Annotated in this window: 15 protein-coding genes; 9 read left to right on the top strand and 6 right to left on the bottom strand. The window is 73.2% G+C overall.

Going from position 1 to position 16,197, the window contains the following annotated elements; genetic code table 11:
* Window positions 1-32 precede the first annotated feature (32 nt).
* Window positions 33-1,091: an aminotransferase class V-fold PLP-dependent enzyme gene (locus FYX01_RS23610; protein WP_150245212.1), complete on the top strand. Its 1,059-nt coding sequence runs from the start codon at window positions 33-35 to the stop codon at window positions 1,089-1,091.
* Between the two features lie 52 nt (window positions 1,092-1,143).
* Here FYX01_RS23610 and FYX01_RS23605 read toward each other — a convergent pair whose 3' ends face one another.
* The 3 genes from FYX01_RS23605 to FYX01_RS23595 all read right to left on the bottom strand — a co-directional run bounded on the left by FYX01_RS23605 (window position 1,144) and on the right by FYX01_RS23595 (window position 4,812).
* The gene (locus FYX01_RS23605) at window positions 1,144-2,406 is read right to left on the bottom strand and encodes a GNAT family N-acetyltransferase (protein ID WP_150245207.1); all 1,263 of its coding nucleotides are present in this window, start codon (window positions 2,404-2,406) and stop codon (window positions 1,144-1,146) included.
* Window positions 2,407-2,478: 72 nt separating this feature from the next.
* Complete coding sequence (locus tag FYX01_RS23600) at window positions 2,479-3,744, bottom strand: GNAT family N-acetyltransferase (RefSeq protein WP_150245204.1); 1,266 nt, start codon at window positions 3,742-3,744, stop codon at window positions 2,479-2,481.
* Between the two features lie 132 nt (window positions 3,745-3,876).
* Window positions 3,877-4,812, bottom strand: coding sequence for a TauD/TfdA dioxygenase family protein (locus FYX01_RS23595; protein WP_150245201.1), 936 nt, complete (start codon window positions 4,810-4,812; stop codon window positions 3,877-3,879).
* A gap of 580 nt (window positions 4,813-5,392) precedes the next feature.
* Here FYX01_RS23595 and FYX01_RS23590 point away from each other — a divergent pair.
* Window positions 5,393-6,436, top strand: coding sequence for an N-acetylglucosamine kinase (locus tag FYX01_RS23590; protein ID WP_150245294.1), 1,044 nt, complete (start codon window positions 5,393-5,395; stop codon window positions 6,434-6,436).
* 88 nt (window positions 6,437-6,524) lie between these two features.
* A complete protein-coding gene (locus tag FYX01_RS23585) occupies window positions 6,525-7,379 on the top strand; it encodes a siderophore-interacting protein (RefSeq protein ID WP_150245198.1) in 855 nt (284 codons plus the stop codon).
* A gap of 12 nt (window positions 7,380-7,391) precedes the next feature.
* Here FYX01_RS23585 and FYX01_RS23580 read toward each other — a convergent pair whose 3' ends face one another.
* Window positions 7,392-8,756 (bottom strand): dihydrolipoyl dehydrogenase family protein, encoded by a 1,365-nt coding sequence (locus FYX01_RS23580; RefSeq protein ID WP_150245196.1) that lies wholly within the window; start codon window positions 8,754-8,756, stop codon window positions 7,392-7,394.
* Window positions 8,757-9,030: 274 nt separating this feature from the next.
* Here FYX01_RS23580 and FYX01_RS23575 point away from each other — a divergent pair, with 274 nt between their 5' ends.
* On the top strand, window positions 9,031-9,663 hold the full coding sequence (locus FYX01_RS23575; protein WP_150245194.1) for a trimeric intracellular cation channel family protein: 633 nt from the start codon (window positions 9,031-9,033) through the stop codon (window positions 9,661-9,663).
* Window positions 9,664-9,737: 74 nt separating this feature from the next.
* Here FYX01_RS23575 and FYX01_RS23570 read toward each other — a convergent pair whose 3' ends face one another.
* Complete coding sequence (locus FYX01_RS23570) at window positions 9,738-10,658, bottom strand: LysR family transcriptional regulator (protein ID WP_150245291.1); 921 nt, start codon at window positions 10,656-10,658, stop codon at window positions 9,738-9,740.
* 103 nt (window positions 10,659-10,761) lie between these two features.
* On the opposite strand from FYX01_RS23570, the gene FYX01_RS23565 reads away from it, so the two are divergent.
* The 3 genes from FYX01_RS23565 to FYX01_RS23555 all read left to right on the top strand — a co-directional run bounded on the left by FYX01_RS23565 (window position 10,762) and on the right by FYX01_RS23555 (window position 13,103).
* Window positions 10,762-11,685, top strand: a complete 924-nt coding sequence (locus tag FYX01_RS23565; RefSeq protein WP_150245192.1) for a threonine/serine dehydratase — start codon at window positions 10,762-10,764, stop codon at window positions 11,683-11,685.
* Window positions 11,686-11,877: 192 nt separating this feature from the next.
* Window positions 11,878-12,549: a lysophospholipid acyltransferase family protein gene (locus FYX01_RS23560; protein WP_150245189.1), complete on the top strand. Its 672-nt coding sequence runs from the start codon at window positions 11,878-11,880 to the stop codon at window positions 12,547-12,549.
* A gap of 59 nt (window positions 12,550-12,608) precedes the next feature.
* Window positions 12,609-13,103: a metallophosphoesterase family protein gene (locus FYX01_RS23555; RefSeq protein WP_150245186.1), complete on the top strand. Its 495-nt coding sequence runs from the start codon at window positions 12,609-12,611 to the stop codon at window positions 13,101-13,103.
* A 24-nt stretch (window positions 13,104-13,127) separates the two neighbouring features.
* Here FYX01_RS23555 and FYX01_RS23550 read toward each other — a convergent pair whose 3' ends face one another.
* Entirely contained in the window at window positions 13,128-14,183 is a 1,056-nt protein-coding gene (locus FYX01_RS23550) for a sodium:calcium antiporter (protein WP_150245183.1), read from the bottom strand.
* A gap of 193 nt (window positions 14,184-14,376) precedes the next feature.
* Between FYX01_RS23550 and FYX01_RS23545 the strand changes: the two genes are divergently transcribed.
* Complete coding sequence (locus FYX01_RS23545; protein WP_150245179.1) at window positions 14,377-15,282, top strand: manganese catalase; 906 nt, start codon at window positions 14,377-14,379, stop codon at window positions 15,280-15,282.
* A gap of 154 nt (window positions 15,283-15,436) precedes the next feature.
* Window positions 15,437-16,189 carry a YqjF family protein gene (locus FYX01_RS23540; RefSeq protein WP_223830614.1) on the top strand — a complete coding sequence of 251 codons (753 nt, stop codon included), beginning with the start codon at window positions 15,437-15,439 and terminating at the stop codon, window positions 16,187-16,189.
* Window positions 16,190-16,197: the final 8 nt, after the last annotated feature.

Below are 16,197 nucleotides of genomic sequence, written 5' to 3'. Positions count from 1 at the left end.
GCGCCCCCCCTCCCGGCTGTGAGCATCGGAGCATGGACGATTCCAGCCGCACCCGCCTGCGCACCGCCGGACAGCAGTTCTCCCCCGGGAGCACCTACCTCAACACCGCCACACACGGCCTGACACCCCACCGGGCGCTGCGTGCCCTGGAACGGCACACCCGCGAGGTGGCCACCGGCCGTTTCTCCCCCGTCGACACCGATTCCGCCATCGAGAGGGTCCGCACCGCCTACGCCCGCATGAGCGGTGTGTCCGCCGACCGCGTGGCCATCGGCAGCCACGTCGCCCAGCTGGTCGGCACGGTGGCCGCCGGCCTGGCCCCGGGCTCGGAGGTGCTGCTCGCGCGCGACGAGTTCACTTCCGTGGTCTTTCCGTTCCTGGCCCGCAACAAGGACGGAGTGCGGGTACGCGAGGTCCCCCTGGAACACCTGCCCGAGGAGGTCGGCCCCGGCACCACTCTGGTGGCCGTCTCCGCCGTGCAGTCCGCCAACGGCGCCATCGCCCCGCTGCGGGACCTGGTCGGGGCCTGCGCCGACCACGGCGCGCGGCTACTGGTGGACACCACCCAGTCCGCCGGATGGCTGCCGCTGGACGCCGCCCGGATCGACTACACGGTGTGCTCCACCTTCAAGTGGCTGCTGGGCACACGTGGGGCGGCCCTGCTGACCGGCACCACCGAGGCCCTGGCCGCGCTCGAACCCCAGGCCGCGAACTGGTACGCGGGCGGTGACCGTTGGGAGTCGCTGTACGGGGGGCCGCTGCGGCTCGCCGAGCAGGCCCGCCGCCTGGACCTGCCACCGGTGTGGTCGGCCTGGATCTCCCTGGAGGAGTCCCTGTCCCTGCTGGAGGAGGTGGGGATCGAGACGGTCGGCGAGCACGGCGCCGCCCTGGGCGACCGCTTCCGCGAGGCCATGGACATGGAGCCGACCGGATCGGCGATCGTGTCCCTGTCCGTGTCCGAGGACGCCATGGAGCGCGTGGACCGGGCGGGGATCACCACCGCCGCCCGCGACGGGCGGCTGCGGGCGGCCTTCCACCTGTACAACGACGAGTCCGACGTGGACCGCCTGGTCAAGGCACTGAAGGGCTGAGGACGCGGACCGGCCCCGCCGTCGCGCGGGGCCGGTCCGGTGGCGCCTCCGGTCAGAAGACCAGGCCGCAGAACGGTGCCCGGGAGCGGTGCAGGGCGGCGTCCAGGCGCTCCACCGCGCCCGGGGTGTGCTCGGTGAGCAGACCCGCGCGCAGGTAGCCGTCCAGCGTGCTCTGGCCCAGGTGGGCGGCGCCCAGGTGGGACACGTCCAGGCTGAGGTCGGGGGCGGCGTCGGTGGCCTCCACGCGGGCGCCGTCGGTGCCTGCCCTCAGACGCCAGCGCCCGGCGTTCCACGGCGCAAACCGGTCGGCGACCTCCAGGACCGTCTCGACGGGCGCGGCGTAGGAGCGCTCGGACAGGGCCCCGGGCACGTCCACCAGCCGCACCCACAGGGAGGTGTAGAGCGTGGGCACCGCCCGGCCGCCGTCCGCGAGCAGGTGGCGCAGCGGGTCGTCCACGGCCAGGGAGTCGAAGACGACCTCACTGACCAGGTCCCGGTTGAACAGGTGCTCGTACAGGGCGGTCCAGGCCGCCGGGGCCGTGGCGGTGACCTCCTTGACGTACACCTCACCGTGGGAGCCGTCGCGCTCCCACCTGCTACGGGTGTGGTAGAGGGCGTATCCCAGCGGTCCGCCGGGGCCGCTGACCACCACGGCGCGCAGCGGCCCCCTGCCGCCGCGCTGCTCGGGCAGGTCCCGCAGGACGCGGTCCCACCAGTGCGCGGCCCGCTGGAACTGGCCGACCTGGACGGCGGCGGCCTCGCGGTGCACCCGCTCCAGGTCCGGGCGCGCCTGCTCGGGGTCGGCCAGGCGGATCCGCAGACCGGGATCGCTCGGGGCGTCGGCGCGCAGCGCGGTGTGGGGGATGCGGACACCCGTCTCCATCTCGGTGGCCGCCGCCCCGTAGCCGAACCGGCCGTAGATGGCGCCCTCGGAGGCCCACAGGGCGGCGTAGCGCTCGCCGCGCGCGTGGATGTCGGCGAGCTGGCGGCGCATGAGGGCGCTGAGCACGCCCCGGCGGCGGTGGGTGGGCCACACGCCCACACCCGTCACACCGGCCACCGGGCGGGGCCCGCCCGGCATGGTCATCTCGAAGGCGAAGTCGTTGACCGACCCCACGATCTCGTCGCCGTCCACGGCGACCAGGACGCGGTCATAGCCCTCGGCGTCCAGGAGGGGCCGCAGGTAGCGCTCGCGCTCCCGCGGGGAGTCCGAGGACAGCAGCGCCTCGCCGACGACGCGCATCACCTCGATGTACTCGTCGCGGTCGGTTCCCCGCACGGTCCACTCGGGGCGGGGACTGGGATGGGTTCTCATGTTCAAGGCCTGTCGACTGCGCCGCGGCCGTGCCACGGCTGGTGTGTGGTGTCGGTGTCAGTGTCGTTCTCGTCAGAATCCGGTGCCGCAGAAGGGTGCGCGCGGCGCGTACAGGGCCGTGCCCAGCCGCGCGGCCACGCCCGGGGTGTGCTCGGTGGCCACCCCGGCGTCCACGAAGGATGTCGGGGAGGTGCGGCCCAGGTAGGCCGCGCCCAGGTGGGACACGTCCAGGCTGAGGTCGGGGGCGGCGTCGGTGGCCTCCACGCGGGCGCCCTCGGCGTCGGCCCTCAGGCGCCAGCGCCCGGCGTTCCACGGCGCGAACCGGTCGGCGACCTCCAGCACGGTGTCCACCGGAAGGTTGTAGGGACGATCCGACAGGGCCCCGGGCACGTCCACCAGGCGGATCCAGAGCTCGTCGAAGCCGTGCCTGACCAGGCGCCCGGGATCGGCCAGCAGGGCGGACAGGGCGTCGTCCTCGGGCAGGCTCTCGAAGACCGTCTCGGCGATCAGGTCGCGCTCCAGCAGGTGCTCGTACAGGGCGACCCGCGCGGCCGGGGTGGTGGTGACCAGCTCCCGCACCATGACCTGCCCCTGGGGAAGACCCGACTCCCCGGGGCTGAGGAGGCGGTGCAGTGCGTAGCCCCGGGACCCGTCGGGGCCGCGCACCAGGGCCACGCGCGTCCGCCCGGCACCGGGACCGGGCTTGTCCGTGAGCATCCGGCTCCACCAGTTGGCGCTACGGGAGAACTGCCCCACGCGCGAGGGGAGGGCCTGCCGGTGGAGGCGCTCCATCTCCTCGCGCGCCTGTGCGGGCTCGACCAGTTCGACGGCCAGGGAGGGGTCGCGGGGCGCGTCGGGGCGCAGGCGGGCGTGGACGCGCTGGACGCTCGCCCTCATCTCCCGGGAGGACACGCCGTAGCCGAACCGGCCGTAGATGCCGCCCTCGGAGGCCCACAGCGCGGCCAGGTTCTCGCCACGGGCGCGGATGTCGGCGAGCTGGCGGCGCATGAGGGCGCTGAGCACGCCCCGGCGGCGGTGGGTGGGCCATACGCCCACACCCGTCACACCGGCCACCGGGCGGGGCCCGCCCGGCATGGTCATCTCGAAGCTGTGGGCCATGGCGGTGCCCACGGTCCGGTCGCCGTCCAGGGCGAGCAGGGTGCGCTCGTGCTCGGCGACGGGATGCTCGCGCTCGCCCCGCAGTTCCTCCTGGACCGGGATGTTGAGGGCCTCGGCGAAGACTCTGAGGGCCTCGGGATACTCCTGCTCCGTACCGCCGCGCACGGTCCACACGGAGTCGTCGTCGCTGGGGGGACCGTACTGTCGCACACCTGTCATGGACCGACTCTCTCAAGCGCCCCGACACGAATGCCAGTGGTTTTCCGGGTGTCGTCCCGGCTCACGTCCCGGGCCCCGCCGCACACGCACAGGCCGGTGTCCGGCGGGGCTGGGCCACGTGTCACCGGATGTCTAGAACGGGCGGTCGCCGACGATCGCGACGCGCTCGGCCACACGCGGGTGCGGGTGGTAGTCGTTCACGGCGTAGTGCTGCGTGGCGCGGTTGTCCCAGAACGCGATCGAGTTCGGCTCCCAGGAGAAGCGCACCTGGTACTCGGGCGCGTGCGCCTGCTGGAAGAGGAAGCGCAGGATCTCGTCACTCTCCGCACGGTCCAGGCCGACGATCCGCGTCGTGAAGGAGACGTTGACGAACAGCGTCCGGCGTCCGGTCTCGGGATGCGTGCGGACGACGGGGTGCTCGACCGGGGGGAACCGGTCCTGCCACTCCAGGAGCCTCTCCTCGTCGAGGAACCGCGCGAATCCGGGGATGACGTCGTGGACCGCGGTGCGCCCCTCGATGCGCTCCTTGACGTCCTCGGGCAGGTTGTCGTAGGCCGCCGCCATGTCGGCCCACAGGGTGTCGCCGCCCATCGGCGGAACCTCCACCAACCGCAGGATCGCGCCCAGGGCGGGCTCCTCACGCCAGGTGACGTCGGTGTGCCAGACGTTCTCGTAGCTGGGCGGCATCGCGCCCTTGGCGAAGCGGGCGATGTGGGCGTCCTCCCCCTGGTCGATGAAGGGGTTGGTCTCCAGCTCGCCCCACATCCGGGCGATCTCCTGCTGACGCGCGGAGTCGATGGGCTGGTCGCGGAAGAAGATCACCTTGAACTCCAGCAGCGCCCGGTGGAGCTCGGCGCGCAGCTCCTCGCTGACGTGCGCACGCAGGTCCACGCCCTGGATCTCGGCGCCGATGAGGGGACCGAGCGGGCGGACCCCGAACAGCTCGTAGGGGCGGGACACCTGCTCCGGAGCGAACCGGCGCAGGGCGCGCGGGCCCTCCACGAGGGCGTTGTCGACGGCCGCGCCGTCACGCAGGCTCCTCGACGCGTTCTCGACGGTCACTGTCATGGTGCGTACCTTCCGGTGGGCATGGGTGGGCATGGGCGGGGACGGGTGACAGGGTGGGGCCTCCGGACGGGAGACCGCGGGACGGGAACTCACCGTGCCGGATCTTCGTCATGGCCGTACGTGGGAACACCGGTCAGCGGAGCCGCGGGCGCGACGGGGCCGGGCGGCCGGACGGCGGGGCACACGCGGGCCGACGGCGGAGGGCGAGCGGCGCCGGCGCGGGGGAACCGCGGCTCAGCCGCGGGGAGGGGACCCCAGGCGCCCGCGACGCAGGATGAGTCCCGGCGTGCCGCGGCGCATCCTGTCGACCCGTGCGGACCGGCGAGCGGTCGGGCGGTTCAACGGGAGGGCGTCCATACCTGTGAGCCTGGTGGACCGGCCGCTCCCCTGTCAACCTCCCCGCCGGGAGCGGGGAGCCGGGCCCCGGGCGAAGGGCCGCGCCACAGCGATCGTCCCTTCCGGACCGCCCACGCGAGTAACACGCGGCGCCACGGGGCACCTCTGTGCTGTGACACCTACGATCTCCTCGTCCCGCACCCGATCCGACCGGCCGGGCGACCGGCCCAGACTCGTCCTGGGAGTGGACGCCGGGGGCACCACCACCCGCGCGCTGGTGACCACGCTGTCCGGGGAGCAGGTGGGCCTGGCCCGCGCCGGGGGCGCCAACCCCAACGCCCACGGCGCCGAGGGAGCCGCCCGACACCTGGCCGAGGCAGTCGGGTGCGCCCTGGACACGGCGGGGCCGGGTGCGCGCGGGGCCGTGGCCGCCGCCGTGGTCGGCCTGGCCGGAGTGTCCTCACTGCGCGAGGAGGGGGTGCGCGAGCGCATGGAGGGGGCTCTGGCCCAGGCGGGCCTTCCCCCGGGGCTGGGGGTCTTCACCGGCGACGACGAGATCGCCTTCGCCTCGGGAACCCCGACCGCGCACGGCACGGTGCTGATCGCCGGGACCGGAGCCATCGCCACCCGCATCGACGAGCGCGTGCGGACCCGCTCCGCGGACGGGATGGGGTGGCTGATCGGCGACGGGGGCTCGGGCTTTTGGATCGGGCACCAGGCCGCGCGGGAGACGGCGAGGCAGCTGTCCCGGGGCGGCGCGCTCAGCCCGCTGGCACGCGCGGTGGCCAAGCGGGTCATCCCGGGCCAGCGCCCGGAGGACGGGCAGGGCCACCTGTCCCAGGAGCACGCCCGCGACTTCGCCCGGACCCTGACCGCCGCCGACCCGGTCACGCTCGCCGAGCTCGCTCCGCTGGTCAGCCGGGCCCATGTGCTGGGCGACCCGGCGGCCGAGGTGATCGTGGAGACCGCCGCCGGGCACCTGGCGCACTCGGTGCACCAGGTGCACCAGGTGCGCACCCCCGGCGAGAGACTGCCCGTGGTCCTGGCGGGCGGGGTGCTGGCGGGATCGGAGCCGGTGCGGTGCGCGCTCACCCGCAAGCTGGCGATGGGAGCGGCCGGATCCGTGATCGCCATGGCCGGGTGCACGGCGGGTGGGGCGGCCTGGCTGGCGGCCCTGCGCGCGGGGGCGCCCGAGGACGACCACCGGCTGCACGCGGTGTTCACCCGGACCTCCCGGGACCACGGCCAGGACCACACCGACCGACCCGCGCAGGTTCTACCCCGATAACGTCCCGCGCTTTGCCCCGGTAGTACCCCATGCCATACGGTATGTCTTACTTAGGCTCGCCTAACTCAATCCGGCAGAAGGGGGCACCGTGGCTCAGCGGCAAGGACGACCCGTCAGGACCGTCCACACAGGACGGGTGGAGACGGTCGAACGGCTCACCCCGCACATGATCCGTGTCGTACTCGGCGGGGAGGGCCTCGCGGCCTTCGCCACCAGCGGCCACACCGACAGCTACGTCAAACTGCTCTTCCCGCCGCCCGCGCCGGAGGACCCCGAGCCCTTCGACCTGGAACGCGTCCGCGCCGAGCGCCCCCGCCAGGAGTGGCCGGTCACCCGCACCTACACCGTGCGGGCCTGGGACCCCCACACCCGACGGCTCACCCTGGACTTCGTCCACCACGGCGAGACGGGACTGGCCGGTGTGTGGGCGGCGAACGCCGAGCCGGGCGACCGGCTGCGCTTCCTGGGCCCCGGCGGCGGCTACTCCCCCGACCCCGACGCCCACTGGCACCTGCTGGCCGGGGACGAGAGCGCCCTGCCCGCCATCGCCGCCGCCGTACAGCACCTCGCCCCCGACGCCACCGCCCACGTGTTCGTCGAGGTCGAGGGCCCCGAGGAGGAACAGGACCTCGGTGGCGGCGAGGGCGTGCACGTGCACTGGCTGCACCGCGCGGACCACACCCCCGGCTCGGCCCTGGTCCCCGCCGTGCGCGCGCTCGACTTCCCCCAGGGCCGCGTCCACGCCTTCGTGCACGGCGAGGCCGCCTTCGTCCGCGACCTGCGCCGCCTGCTGCGCGTGGACCACGGTCTGCCCAAGGAGCGGTTGTCCGTGTCGGGCTACTGGCGTCTGGGACGCGACGAGGACGGCTGGCAGGCCTCCAAGGGCGAGTGGAACCAAGGGGTGGAGGCCGAGGAGGAGGCCGCCCTGGCCGCGAGCGGCTGAGCGCCCTCCCCCTCACAGGTCCAGTTCCTCCAAGGCGATGAGGTAGGCCTCGTTGAACGTGGGGAACTGCGGCATCGAGTCGATCAGCGCCGCGACCGGCAGGCCCGTGCGGATCGCCAGCGCCGCGGTGTGGATCCACTCCGAGGCCATGGGCGCGAACGCCCACGCGCCCACCAGCACCCCGCGCCCGCGGTCGGCGACCAGGCCCAGCGTGCCGCGCGGGTCGGTGTCATAGGTCCAGGGCCGGGCCAGGGACCGGGGCAGGTCGACCTCGGCGGTGACCGTGTCGATCCCCTGTTCCCGGGCCTGGTCCGCGGTGATCCCCACCCCGGCGATCTCGGGGTGGGAGAAGATCACCCGCGGCACGGCGGTGTAGTCGGCGACGCGGCCCCTCCCCAGGATGTTGTCGGCGACCACGCGCCCCTGGTACTTGGCCACGTGGGTGAACATCGCCCGACCGGTGGCGTCACCGACCCCCCACAGCCCCGGCGCCGCCCGGCAGCGCTCGTCCACCACCAGGGCGGAGCGGTCCAGCTCCACCCCTGCCTCCGCCAACCCCAGACAGTCGGTGCGGGGGCGGCGCCCGGTGGCGAGCACCACCACGTCGGTGCGCACGCGCTCACCGCTGTCCAGGACGGCCTCCACCCCCTCGCCCCCGCGAGCCACCGAGGAGACCTGGGTGCTCAGGCGCACGGTGATGCCGTCGCGCCCGAACTGGTCGCTGATCAGCTCGCACAGCCGGGGCTCCTCACGGTCCACCAGCCGGGGGCCGCGCTGGACCACGGTCACGGCCGAACCCGTCCGGGCCAGGAACTGGCCCAGTTCCACCCCCACCGCGCTGCCGCCGACCACGAGCGCGCGCCCCGGGACGTCGGTGAGGGTGGTGGCCTCCCGGTTGGTCCACACCACAGAGGAGTCCAGCTCCTCCAGCCCCTCGACCGGCGGGCGCACGGGCTCCGATCCGGTGGCCACGACCACGTGGTCGGCGGTGAGCTCGGCCCCGCCCACCGCGACCCGCCACGGGTCGCGGCCCGTCAGGCGCCCCGGGCCCCGCAGCACCAGCGCACCCTGGTCCTGGTACCCCCGCACCTGCGCGGAGTCGTCCAGGTGGCGGATCATCCGGTCCCGGTACTCGCGCAGCCCCGACCACTCCAGGTCCGGGCGGGAGAGCCCCGCGGCGCCCCGCGCCTCCTGCTCCACCTCCGGCGGACGCAGCAGCACCTTGGTGGGGATGCACGCCCAGTAACCGCACTCGCCGCCGATGAGCTCGCGCTCGACCACCGCCACCCGCCTGCCCGCGGCGAGCAGCCTGCCCGCGACGGTCTCACCGCCCGGCCCCATGCCGATGACGACCGCGTCCACGTGTTCGTGTTCCATACGCCCTCACTCCGCCCGCGTCCCGCTTCCCCCGATGGTGTCCCCACCCGGACCGCGGGGCGGGGCCCGACACGCCGTCGCACACCCCTGAGCCGGCCGCCACCGCAACCGCGCAGGAACGGACGGGGTCCTCGCAACCCACCCGGCACGTGGCCCGTGCGGCGCGTCACAGGGCCAACGAGCGTCCACGGCGCCCGGGACGTGGTGGAATGGTCGGTCGGCACCGGTTCCAGCTGGCCCACGCGGAAGGAAACGCCCTCCCCGGCACACGCGCATGTCCACCCAGACCCTGATCCTCATCCTCGACCTCATCGGCGTCCTCGCCTTCGCCATCGACGGGTCGCTGACCGCCATCCGCACCGCGCGCGTGGACATCGTCGGCGTCCTGACCCTGGGCATCGTGACCGCCCTGGGCGGCGGCACCATCCGCGACCTGCTGCTCGGCGTGACCCCCGCCACCTTCCAGGACTGGCGCTACATCTGCACCGCCCTGATGGGCGCGACCGCCGCGTTCTTCCTCAGCCGCCAACTCACCCACCTGACCAAACCGATCCTCGTCTTCGACGCGGCCGGGCTGAGCCTGTTCGCCGTGATCGGTGCGACCAAGGCCCTGGAGCTGGGTTTCGGTCCCCTGCAGGCCACCCTGCTCGGCGTCATCACGGGCGTGGGTGGCGGCACCATCCGCGACGTCCTGCTCAACCGCGTACCGATCGTGCTCAGCGCGAACTCACACCTGTACGCCACCCCGGCCCTGCTGGGCGCGGGCCTGGTCGCCATCTCCTACACCGTGGGCCTGACCTGGGGCTGGATCGCCGTGGTGGGGGCCCTGCTGTGCTTCACCGTGCGGCTGCTGTCCCTGCTGTACCGGTGGAGCGCGCCCAGCCCGCCCGGCGCCCCACCGCTGTGAGCCCCCGCGGCACGGCACAGGCGGACGTGACCGGCCGGAGCGGGCGCCGGCCGGAGCGGGCGCCGGCCGGTCCCTCAACCGTCCCCGCCCTGCGGCTCCAGGGCCCGGGCCGCGACACCGCGCAGGATCGTGACCATCGCCGGCACCGGATCGGGCGGACGGCGCCGGTGCACCGCATAGATCTCCCGGGCCAGGTGGGCATCGCGCAACGGACGGCTCACCCAACCGCCCCGGCGGGCCGGCCCCAGGATGCTGAGCGGGATGAGGGCCACACCCACACCGGCCTCGATGAGCGCCAGAGCCACCTCGTAGTCACGGGTCTCATAGGCCACACCCAGACGCACCCCGGCGTCGGCGGCGGCGGTGTCCAGGCTGATCCGGTTGTGGATGCCCGGTGCACCGCAGATCCACTCCTCCCCCGCCAGGTCGGCCAGTGAGGGGGCGCGGTCGGTGATCGGATGGCCGGTGGGAGCGACCACCATCAGCGGATCCACCAGGACGCGCTCGCGGTGCAGCCCACCCGCACGGGGCAGGGGCACACTCGGGTAGCGGTGGGTCAGCAACAGGTCCAGCTCACCGGAGGTGACCAGGTCGTACCCGCCTGGAGGTTCGATGTCGGACAGCGACAGGCGCACCTGGGGGTGCTCGTGACCGAACGCGGCCAGGGTGGCGGGCAGCAGGACCTTGCCCGCGCTGGCGAAGGCGCCCAGCGACAGCCGCTCGGGAGCCGCGCCGGCGAAGGCCCGTACGGCCGTCTCGGCCTCGCGCAGCTCCCCCAGCACCCGCTCACCGTGTTCGAGCAGGACACGGCCCGCCCCGGTCAGGACCGCACCGGTACGGCCGCGCTCCACCAGACGGCAGCCCACCTCACGCTCCAGCTTGGTGAGCTGCTGGGACAGGGCGGGCGGAGTGAAGGAGAGCCGCTCGGCCGCGGCCGCGATCGACCCCGCGTGCGCGATCTCCACGAGCACACGCAGCCGGTTGGCGTCCAGCACGGCGACCACACCCTCTCCAACAACCCATGACACAAAGCTGTAGTTAATGATCTTTAGCAGACCCAACTTTAAGTTAATAGCCAGTAGCGGCACAGTGGGACACATGAGCCCCAAGACCGCGCATGCCGTGCCCACGGCCACCGACGTCCGTGCCGCCGCCGAACGCATCGCACCCCACGCCCGCCGCACCCCGGTACTGCACACCGAGGTCGACGGACGGCCGCTGACGCTCAAACTGGAACACCTGCAGCGCACCGGTGCCTTCAAACTGCGCGGAGCCCTCAACGCCCTCATGGGCGGACCGGAAACCGACCGGGTGATCACCGCCTCCGGTGGCAACCACGGCCTGGGCGTGGCCACCGCCGCCCGCCTGCTCGGCGTCCACGCCACGGTCTACGTCCCCGAGACCGTCCCCCAGGCCAAGGCCGCGCCCCTGGCCGCCACCGGCGCCGAGATCATCCGGGTCGGCGAGCACTACGCCGAGGCCGCCGAGGCCGCCAAGGCCCGCTCCGAGTCCGAGAACGTGCCCTACCTGCACGCCTTCGACGACCCCCTCGTCGTCGCCGGCCAGGGCACGATCGGACTGGAGATCGCCGCCGACGCCCCCGAGTGCGACACCATCGCCGTCGCCGTGGGCGGCGGCGGACTGGTCGCCGGCGTCCGCCTGGGCGCGCAGGGGCGCCAGGTCGTGGGCGCCGAGCCCGAGGGCTGCCAGAGCATGCACGCCGCGCTGGCCGCGGGCCACCCCGTGGAGGGCACCGTGGACTCGGTGGCCTCCTCCGCGCTGGGTGCCGCCTCCCTGGGCCGGGTCCCCTTCGAGGTACTGCGCGAGCACCCGGTGACCCCGGCGCTGGTCAGCGACACCGAGATCCTCCGGGCACAGGACCTGCTGTGGGAGGAGTTCCGGATCGCCACCGAACCGGCCGCGGCCGTGCCCTTCGCCGCCTGGCTGGCCGGACGGGTCCCCGGCGAACGCCCCTGCCTGGTGATCTGCGGAGCCAACGCCCAGTGGCAGCGCGTCGACTGACCCACCCGCGCGTGCCCCCACGTGACCGACGTGTGCCTGCCCGCCGAGCAGGCACACGGCGCCGGCCCCGCCGCCCGAAACCGCTCCGCCCGAACGGTGACCTGGGGCACTCTCCCCGCCCACGAACCGTTGTTACCCACTGGTCGCCCTTACATTGGACTCCGGCATCCGACCATTCGTGAGGGAGACCACGTGCTCTACGGCGCGTTGCGGCAAACAGCATCGGTGCTCGCCCGTACCCTGTGCCGCCCGACCATCCAGGGCCGTGAGAACGTCCCCGCCACCGGCGCGGTGCTGCTGGCCAGCAACCACCTGTCGTTCGTGGACAGCGTCGTCATCCCCCTGTCGGTGACCCAGCGCCGGGTACGGTTCCTGGCCAAGTCCGACTACTTCGAGGGCACCGGCCTCAGGGGCCGCCTCACCAAGACCGTGTTCTCCTCCCTGGGAGCCATGCCCGTGCGGCGCGCCGACGCGCGCGGCGCCATGCTCTCCCTGGAGATGATGCTGGACCAGCTGCGCGCGGGTGAGGCCTGCGTCATCTACCCCGAGGGCACCCGCTCCCGCGACGGCCGCCTGTACCGGGGCCGCACCGGCGTGGGCCACCTGGCCATGGAGTCCAAGGCCCCCGTCGTACCGGTGGCCGTGAGCGGCACCCAGGACGTGCAACCGATCGGCGCCTCCATGCCGCGCCCGCACTCCTTCACCATCCGCTTCGGCGCGCCGATGGACTTCTCCACCGGCTACGACCACCTCCCCCCGGGCAAGGCCCGACGGGTCATCACCGACCACGTCATGGACGCCATCCACGCCATGTCCGGCCAGGAGCGGGCCAGGGGGTACAACTCCTTCGGCGGCGAGGAGTAACCACCGTCCTCCGCTCCGAGGGGCCGAGGGAGCGGGCACGGCTGGCCTAAGCTACGGACATGCGTGTGCTGATCGTGTCCGACACCCACATCCCGCGCCGCGCGCGCGACCTGCCCGACCAGGTGTGGCGGGAGGTCGAACGAGCCGACGCGGTGGTCCACGCCGGGGACTGGTGCGACCTGGCCAGCCTGGAACGCCTCCAGGCGCGGACCGAGCGCCTGGTCGGCGTGTACGGCAACAACGACGGCCCCGACCTGCGCGCGCGCCTGCCCGAGGTCGCCCGCACCACCCTCGACGGAGTGCGCCTGGCCGTCGTACACGAGACCGGCGACGCGCGGGGACGCGAGAAACGCTGCCAGGAACGCTTCGCCGACTGCGACGTGCTGGTGTTCGGGCACTCCCACATCCCCTGGGACACCACCGCCCCCTCCGGGCTGCGGCTGCTCAACCCCGGCTCGCCCACCGACCGGCGCCGCCAACCCCACCACACCTACATGACGGCGACCGTCCAGGACGCGCACCTGCACAGCGTCCGCCTGCACCAGGTGCGCTGAACGGGCCCCGGAGCCGCCCCCGCCTCAGAAGGCCAGCACCCCGACGATCCCCGCGTAGACCGCGATCAACAGCACACCCTCGAAACCGATCCGGCCCCAACCGCGTACCTGACGCAGGATGAGCCCGGCCAGCAGCACCACGGTCATCAGCAGCGCCCCGGCCGTCAGGAACAACTCGTCCGCCGTTGCGGCGTGGAACAGCGAGCCCCGCCGGTAGAAGACGTCGCCCACGGCCAGGTTGAGCACGTCCAGGCTGTTACCGCCGATGACGGCGGCCACCGCCAGCGTCATCGCGCCACGCCGGACCGCCGCGACCGCCGCGACCGTCTCGGGCAGGGCGTTGACCGCGCCCATCGCCACAGCGCCCACCAGACCCGCGTTGAGCCCCGTGGTCTCCACGATCGTCGCGGCCGACCGGGCCAGAGCCCACCCGCCCACGGCCACGACGGCACCCACCACCAGGAACCGCGCCCACAGCACGGTGGTCCCCACACCGGCGCCCTCTCCGGTACCGTCCGCGCCCTCGTCCTCGGGAACGTCCATCACCGTCTCGGTGGTACGCACGGCCCGCCACATCGGATGCTTGTGCTCCTTGCGGATCAGCCAGAGCCCACCCGCGTAGAACAGCACCAGCCCGACCGAGGCCGGATGCACACCCAGGAGCACCACATCCGGACCGAAGGCCGTCAGCAACGCCAACGCCAACAACCCGATCAGCATGCAGCAGAAGAGCAGGTTGGCCGAGGAGGCCGCGGCGTGCTCCAGATTGGCGCGCCGGTAGAAGAAGTCGGCCACCGCCAGCGCGAGCGTCTGCGCGGCGATGCCCCCCACGGCGTTGCTGTAGGCCAGCCCCGGATGGTCCACCGAGGCACTGACCGCCGTCATCACGATCCCCGACAGGGAGGTCGCCAGACCGAAGAAGACCGCGCCGAAGACCGCCTCCCCCCACCCGGTGCGATCGGCCAGGACATCGCCCAGCGCCGCCATCCTGACGCTGGCCACCACCGTCACCACGGCCACCAGGGCGAAGAGCCCCACACTCCACCCCAGCGGCCAGGGAGGGGACAGCGCCTCCAGCATCTCGTTCCTCGCTCCTTCACTCCTTCGACGACCACTACCGCCTACCCCGCCACCGGCCGGCTACCACACGGGCCCGAAGGCGGTCCACGGAGAACAAACTCTCCTCCAACGACGCATGCGCCCCAGGCACCCGGGTAGCGGGCCCGACGACAGACAGTGTTACGACCACATCCCCCAGTGATGAGGCGAAACCATGTTCCGACACACCAAACACCTGCAGTTCGAGGCCAAGCCCGAGGCGCCCGACGCGCTCTTCGCGATGAAGCTCCAGGAACTCATCGGCGGCGCCTTCGGCGAGATGACCGTCACCATGCAGTACCTGTTCCAGGGCTGGAACTGCCGTATCGAGGGCAAGTACAAGGATCTGATCATGGACGTGGCCACCGAGGAGATCGGCCACGTCGAGATGCTCGCCACCATGGTGGCGCGCCTGCTGGAGGGCGCCCCGGCCACCACCGTGGCCAAGGCCGTCGAGGACCCGGTGGTGGCGGCGCTCGTGGGCGGTATGAACCCCCAGCAGGCCATCGTCTCCGGAGGCGGCGCCGTGCCCGCCGACTCCGCGGGCACCCCCTGGAACGGCAAGTACATCGTGGCCAGCGGCAACCTGCTGGCGGACTTCCGCGCCAACGTCGCCGCCGAGGCCCAGGGCCGGCTCCAGACCGCGCGGCTGTACAACATGACCGACGACCCCGGCGTCAAGGCGATGCTCCAGTTCAACCTGGCCCGGGACACCGTCCACCAGAACATGTGGCTGGCCGCCATCGAGGAACTACAGGAGGACGGCATGGAGGGCGAGATCGCTCCCACCGCACTCTTCGACGAGGAGAACCAGGAGCACGCCAACACCATCTGGGGCCTGTCCGACGGCACCGACGCCGCCCAGGCCCGCTGGGCGAACAGGCCCGCTCCCGACGGCCGGCACGAACTGCGCTACCTCGACCAGCCCGAGCCCCTCGGCGGTCCGGGCTCCGCGCCGCCCGCGGACCCCAAGCTGTACGGAACCAACGGTGAGCCCAGCGGCGAGGGCTCGACCAAGGGCCCGTCCAAGGCCACCAAGGGCGAGGGCGTCATGGGCAAGCTCAAGGACACCCTGGAGTAGTCCTTCGGGAAACCGGGCACGTGTGTCCGCCCGTCCCATGGGGGCGGGCGGACACACGCGTTCGCGGTGCCCCAGGAGCCGTGTCCGCCCCGCACCGTGATGTCATATCCCCGGGCGCCCCACACCGCCCCACGAACACCCGGAGGGAAAGCCTGTGCAGGAGCCGTCCACACACGCGATCCGGCGGCCACCGCCCCCCGCCGAGCCGCCTCCGCTGCCCGGACCGCCGCTGCTCAGGCAGAGCTGGAACGAGGTGGTCTTCACGCACTGGGCGCTCCCGCCCGAGCGGGTGGCGCCGCTGCTGCCCGAGCACATCCGGCCCGACGTACTGGACGGACTCACCTACGTCGGACTCGTGGCCTTCCGCGTCCCGTCCACCACGGCCGCAGGGATCCCGGTCGGCGGATTCGGCGAGGTCAACGTGCGCCTGTACTCCGTGGACGAGTACGGCCGCCAAGGCGTGGTCTTCCTGTCCATGGACGCCGACTCGGCCCACAACGTCCTGGCGGCCCGCACCCTGACGGGCCTGCCCTACATGTGGTCGGACGTCTCCCTGCGCTCCCGGGGCGACGTGCACGCGGGCGCGGTGCGCCGCCGCCTGCCCCGGGGCGGGGCCCGGGGACGCTGGCGGGTCACCGTGGGCGAACACGTGGACCGCCCCTCCTCACTGGAGCGCTTCGTCACCGCGCGGTGGGGCCTGCACACCCGCCACGCGGGCCGCACCTGGTGGATCCGGGTGCGACACCAGCCCTGGCCCCTGTACCACGCGCCCTCCTGGACCTACCGGGGCGACCTGCTCCAGGCCGCGGGCGTGCACGTCGGCGACCGCGAGCCCGTGTCGGTCCTGTGGTCGCCCGGCGTGGACACGGACGTGTGCCCGTCCCTGGTGAGTGCGCCCCGCACCTGACTCCGGCC

It is taken from the genome of Nocardiopsis quinghaiensis, assembly GCF_008638365.1.
GTDB classification, from domain to species: domain Bacteria; phylum Actinomycetota; class Actinomycetes; order Streptosporangiales; family Streptosporangiaceae; genus Nocardiopsis; species Nocardiopsis quinghaiensis.
The sequence above is the reverse complement of the archived record's forward strand: the minus strand, read 5'-3'. Positions and strand labels throughout refer to the sequence as shown.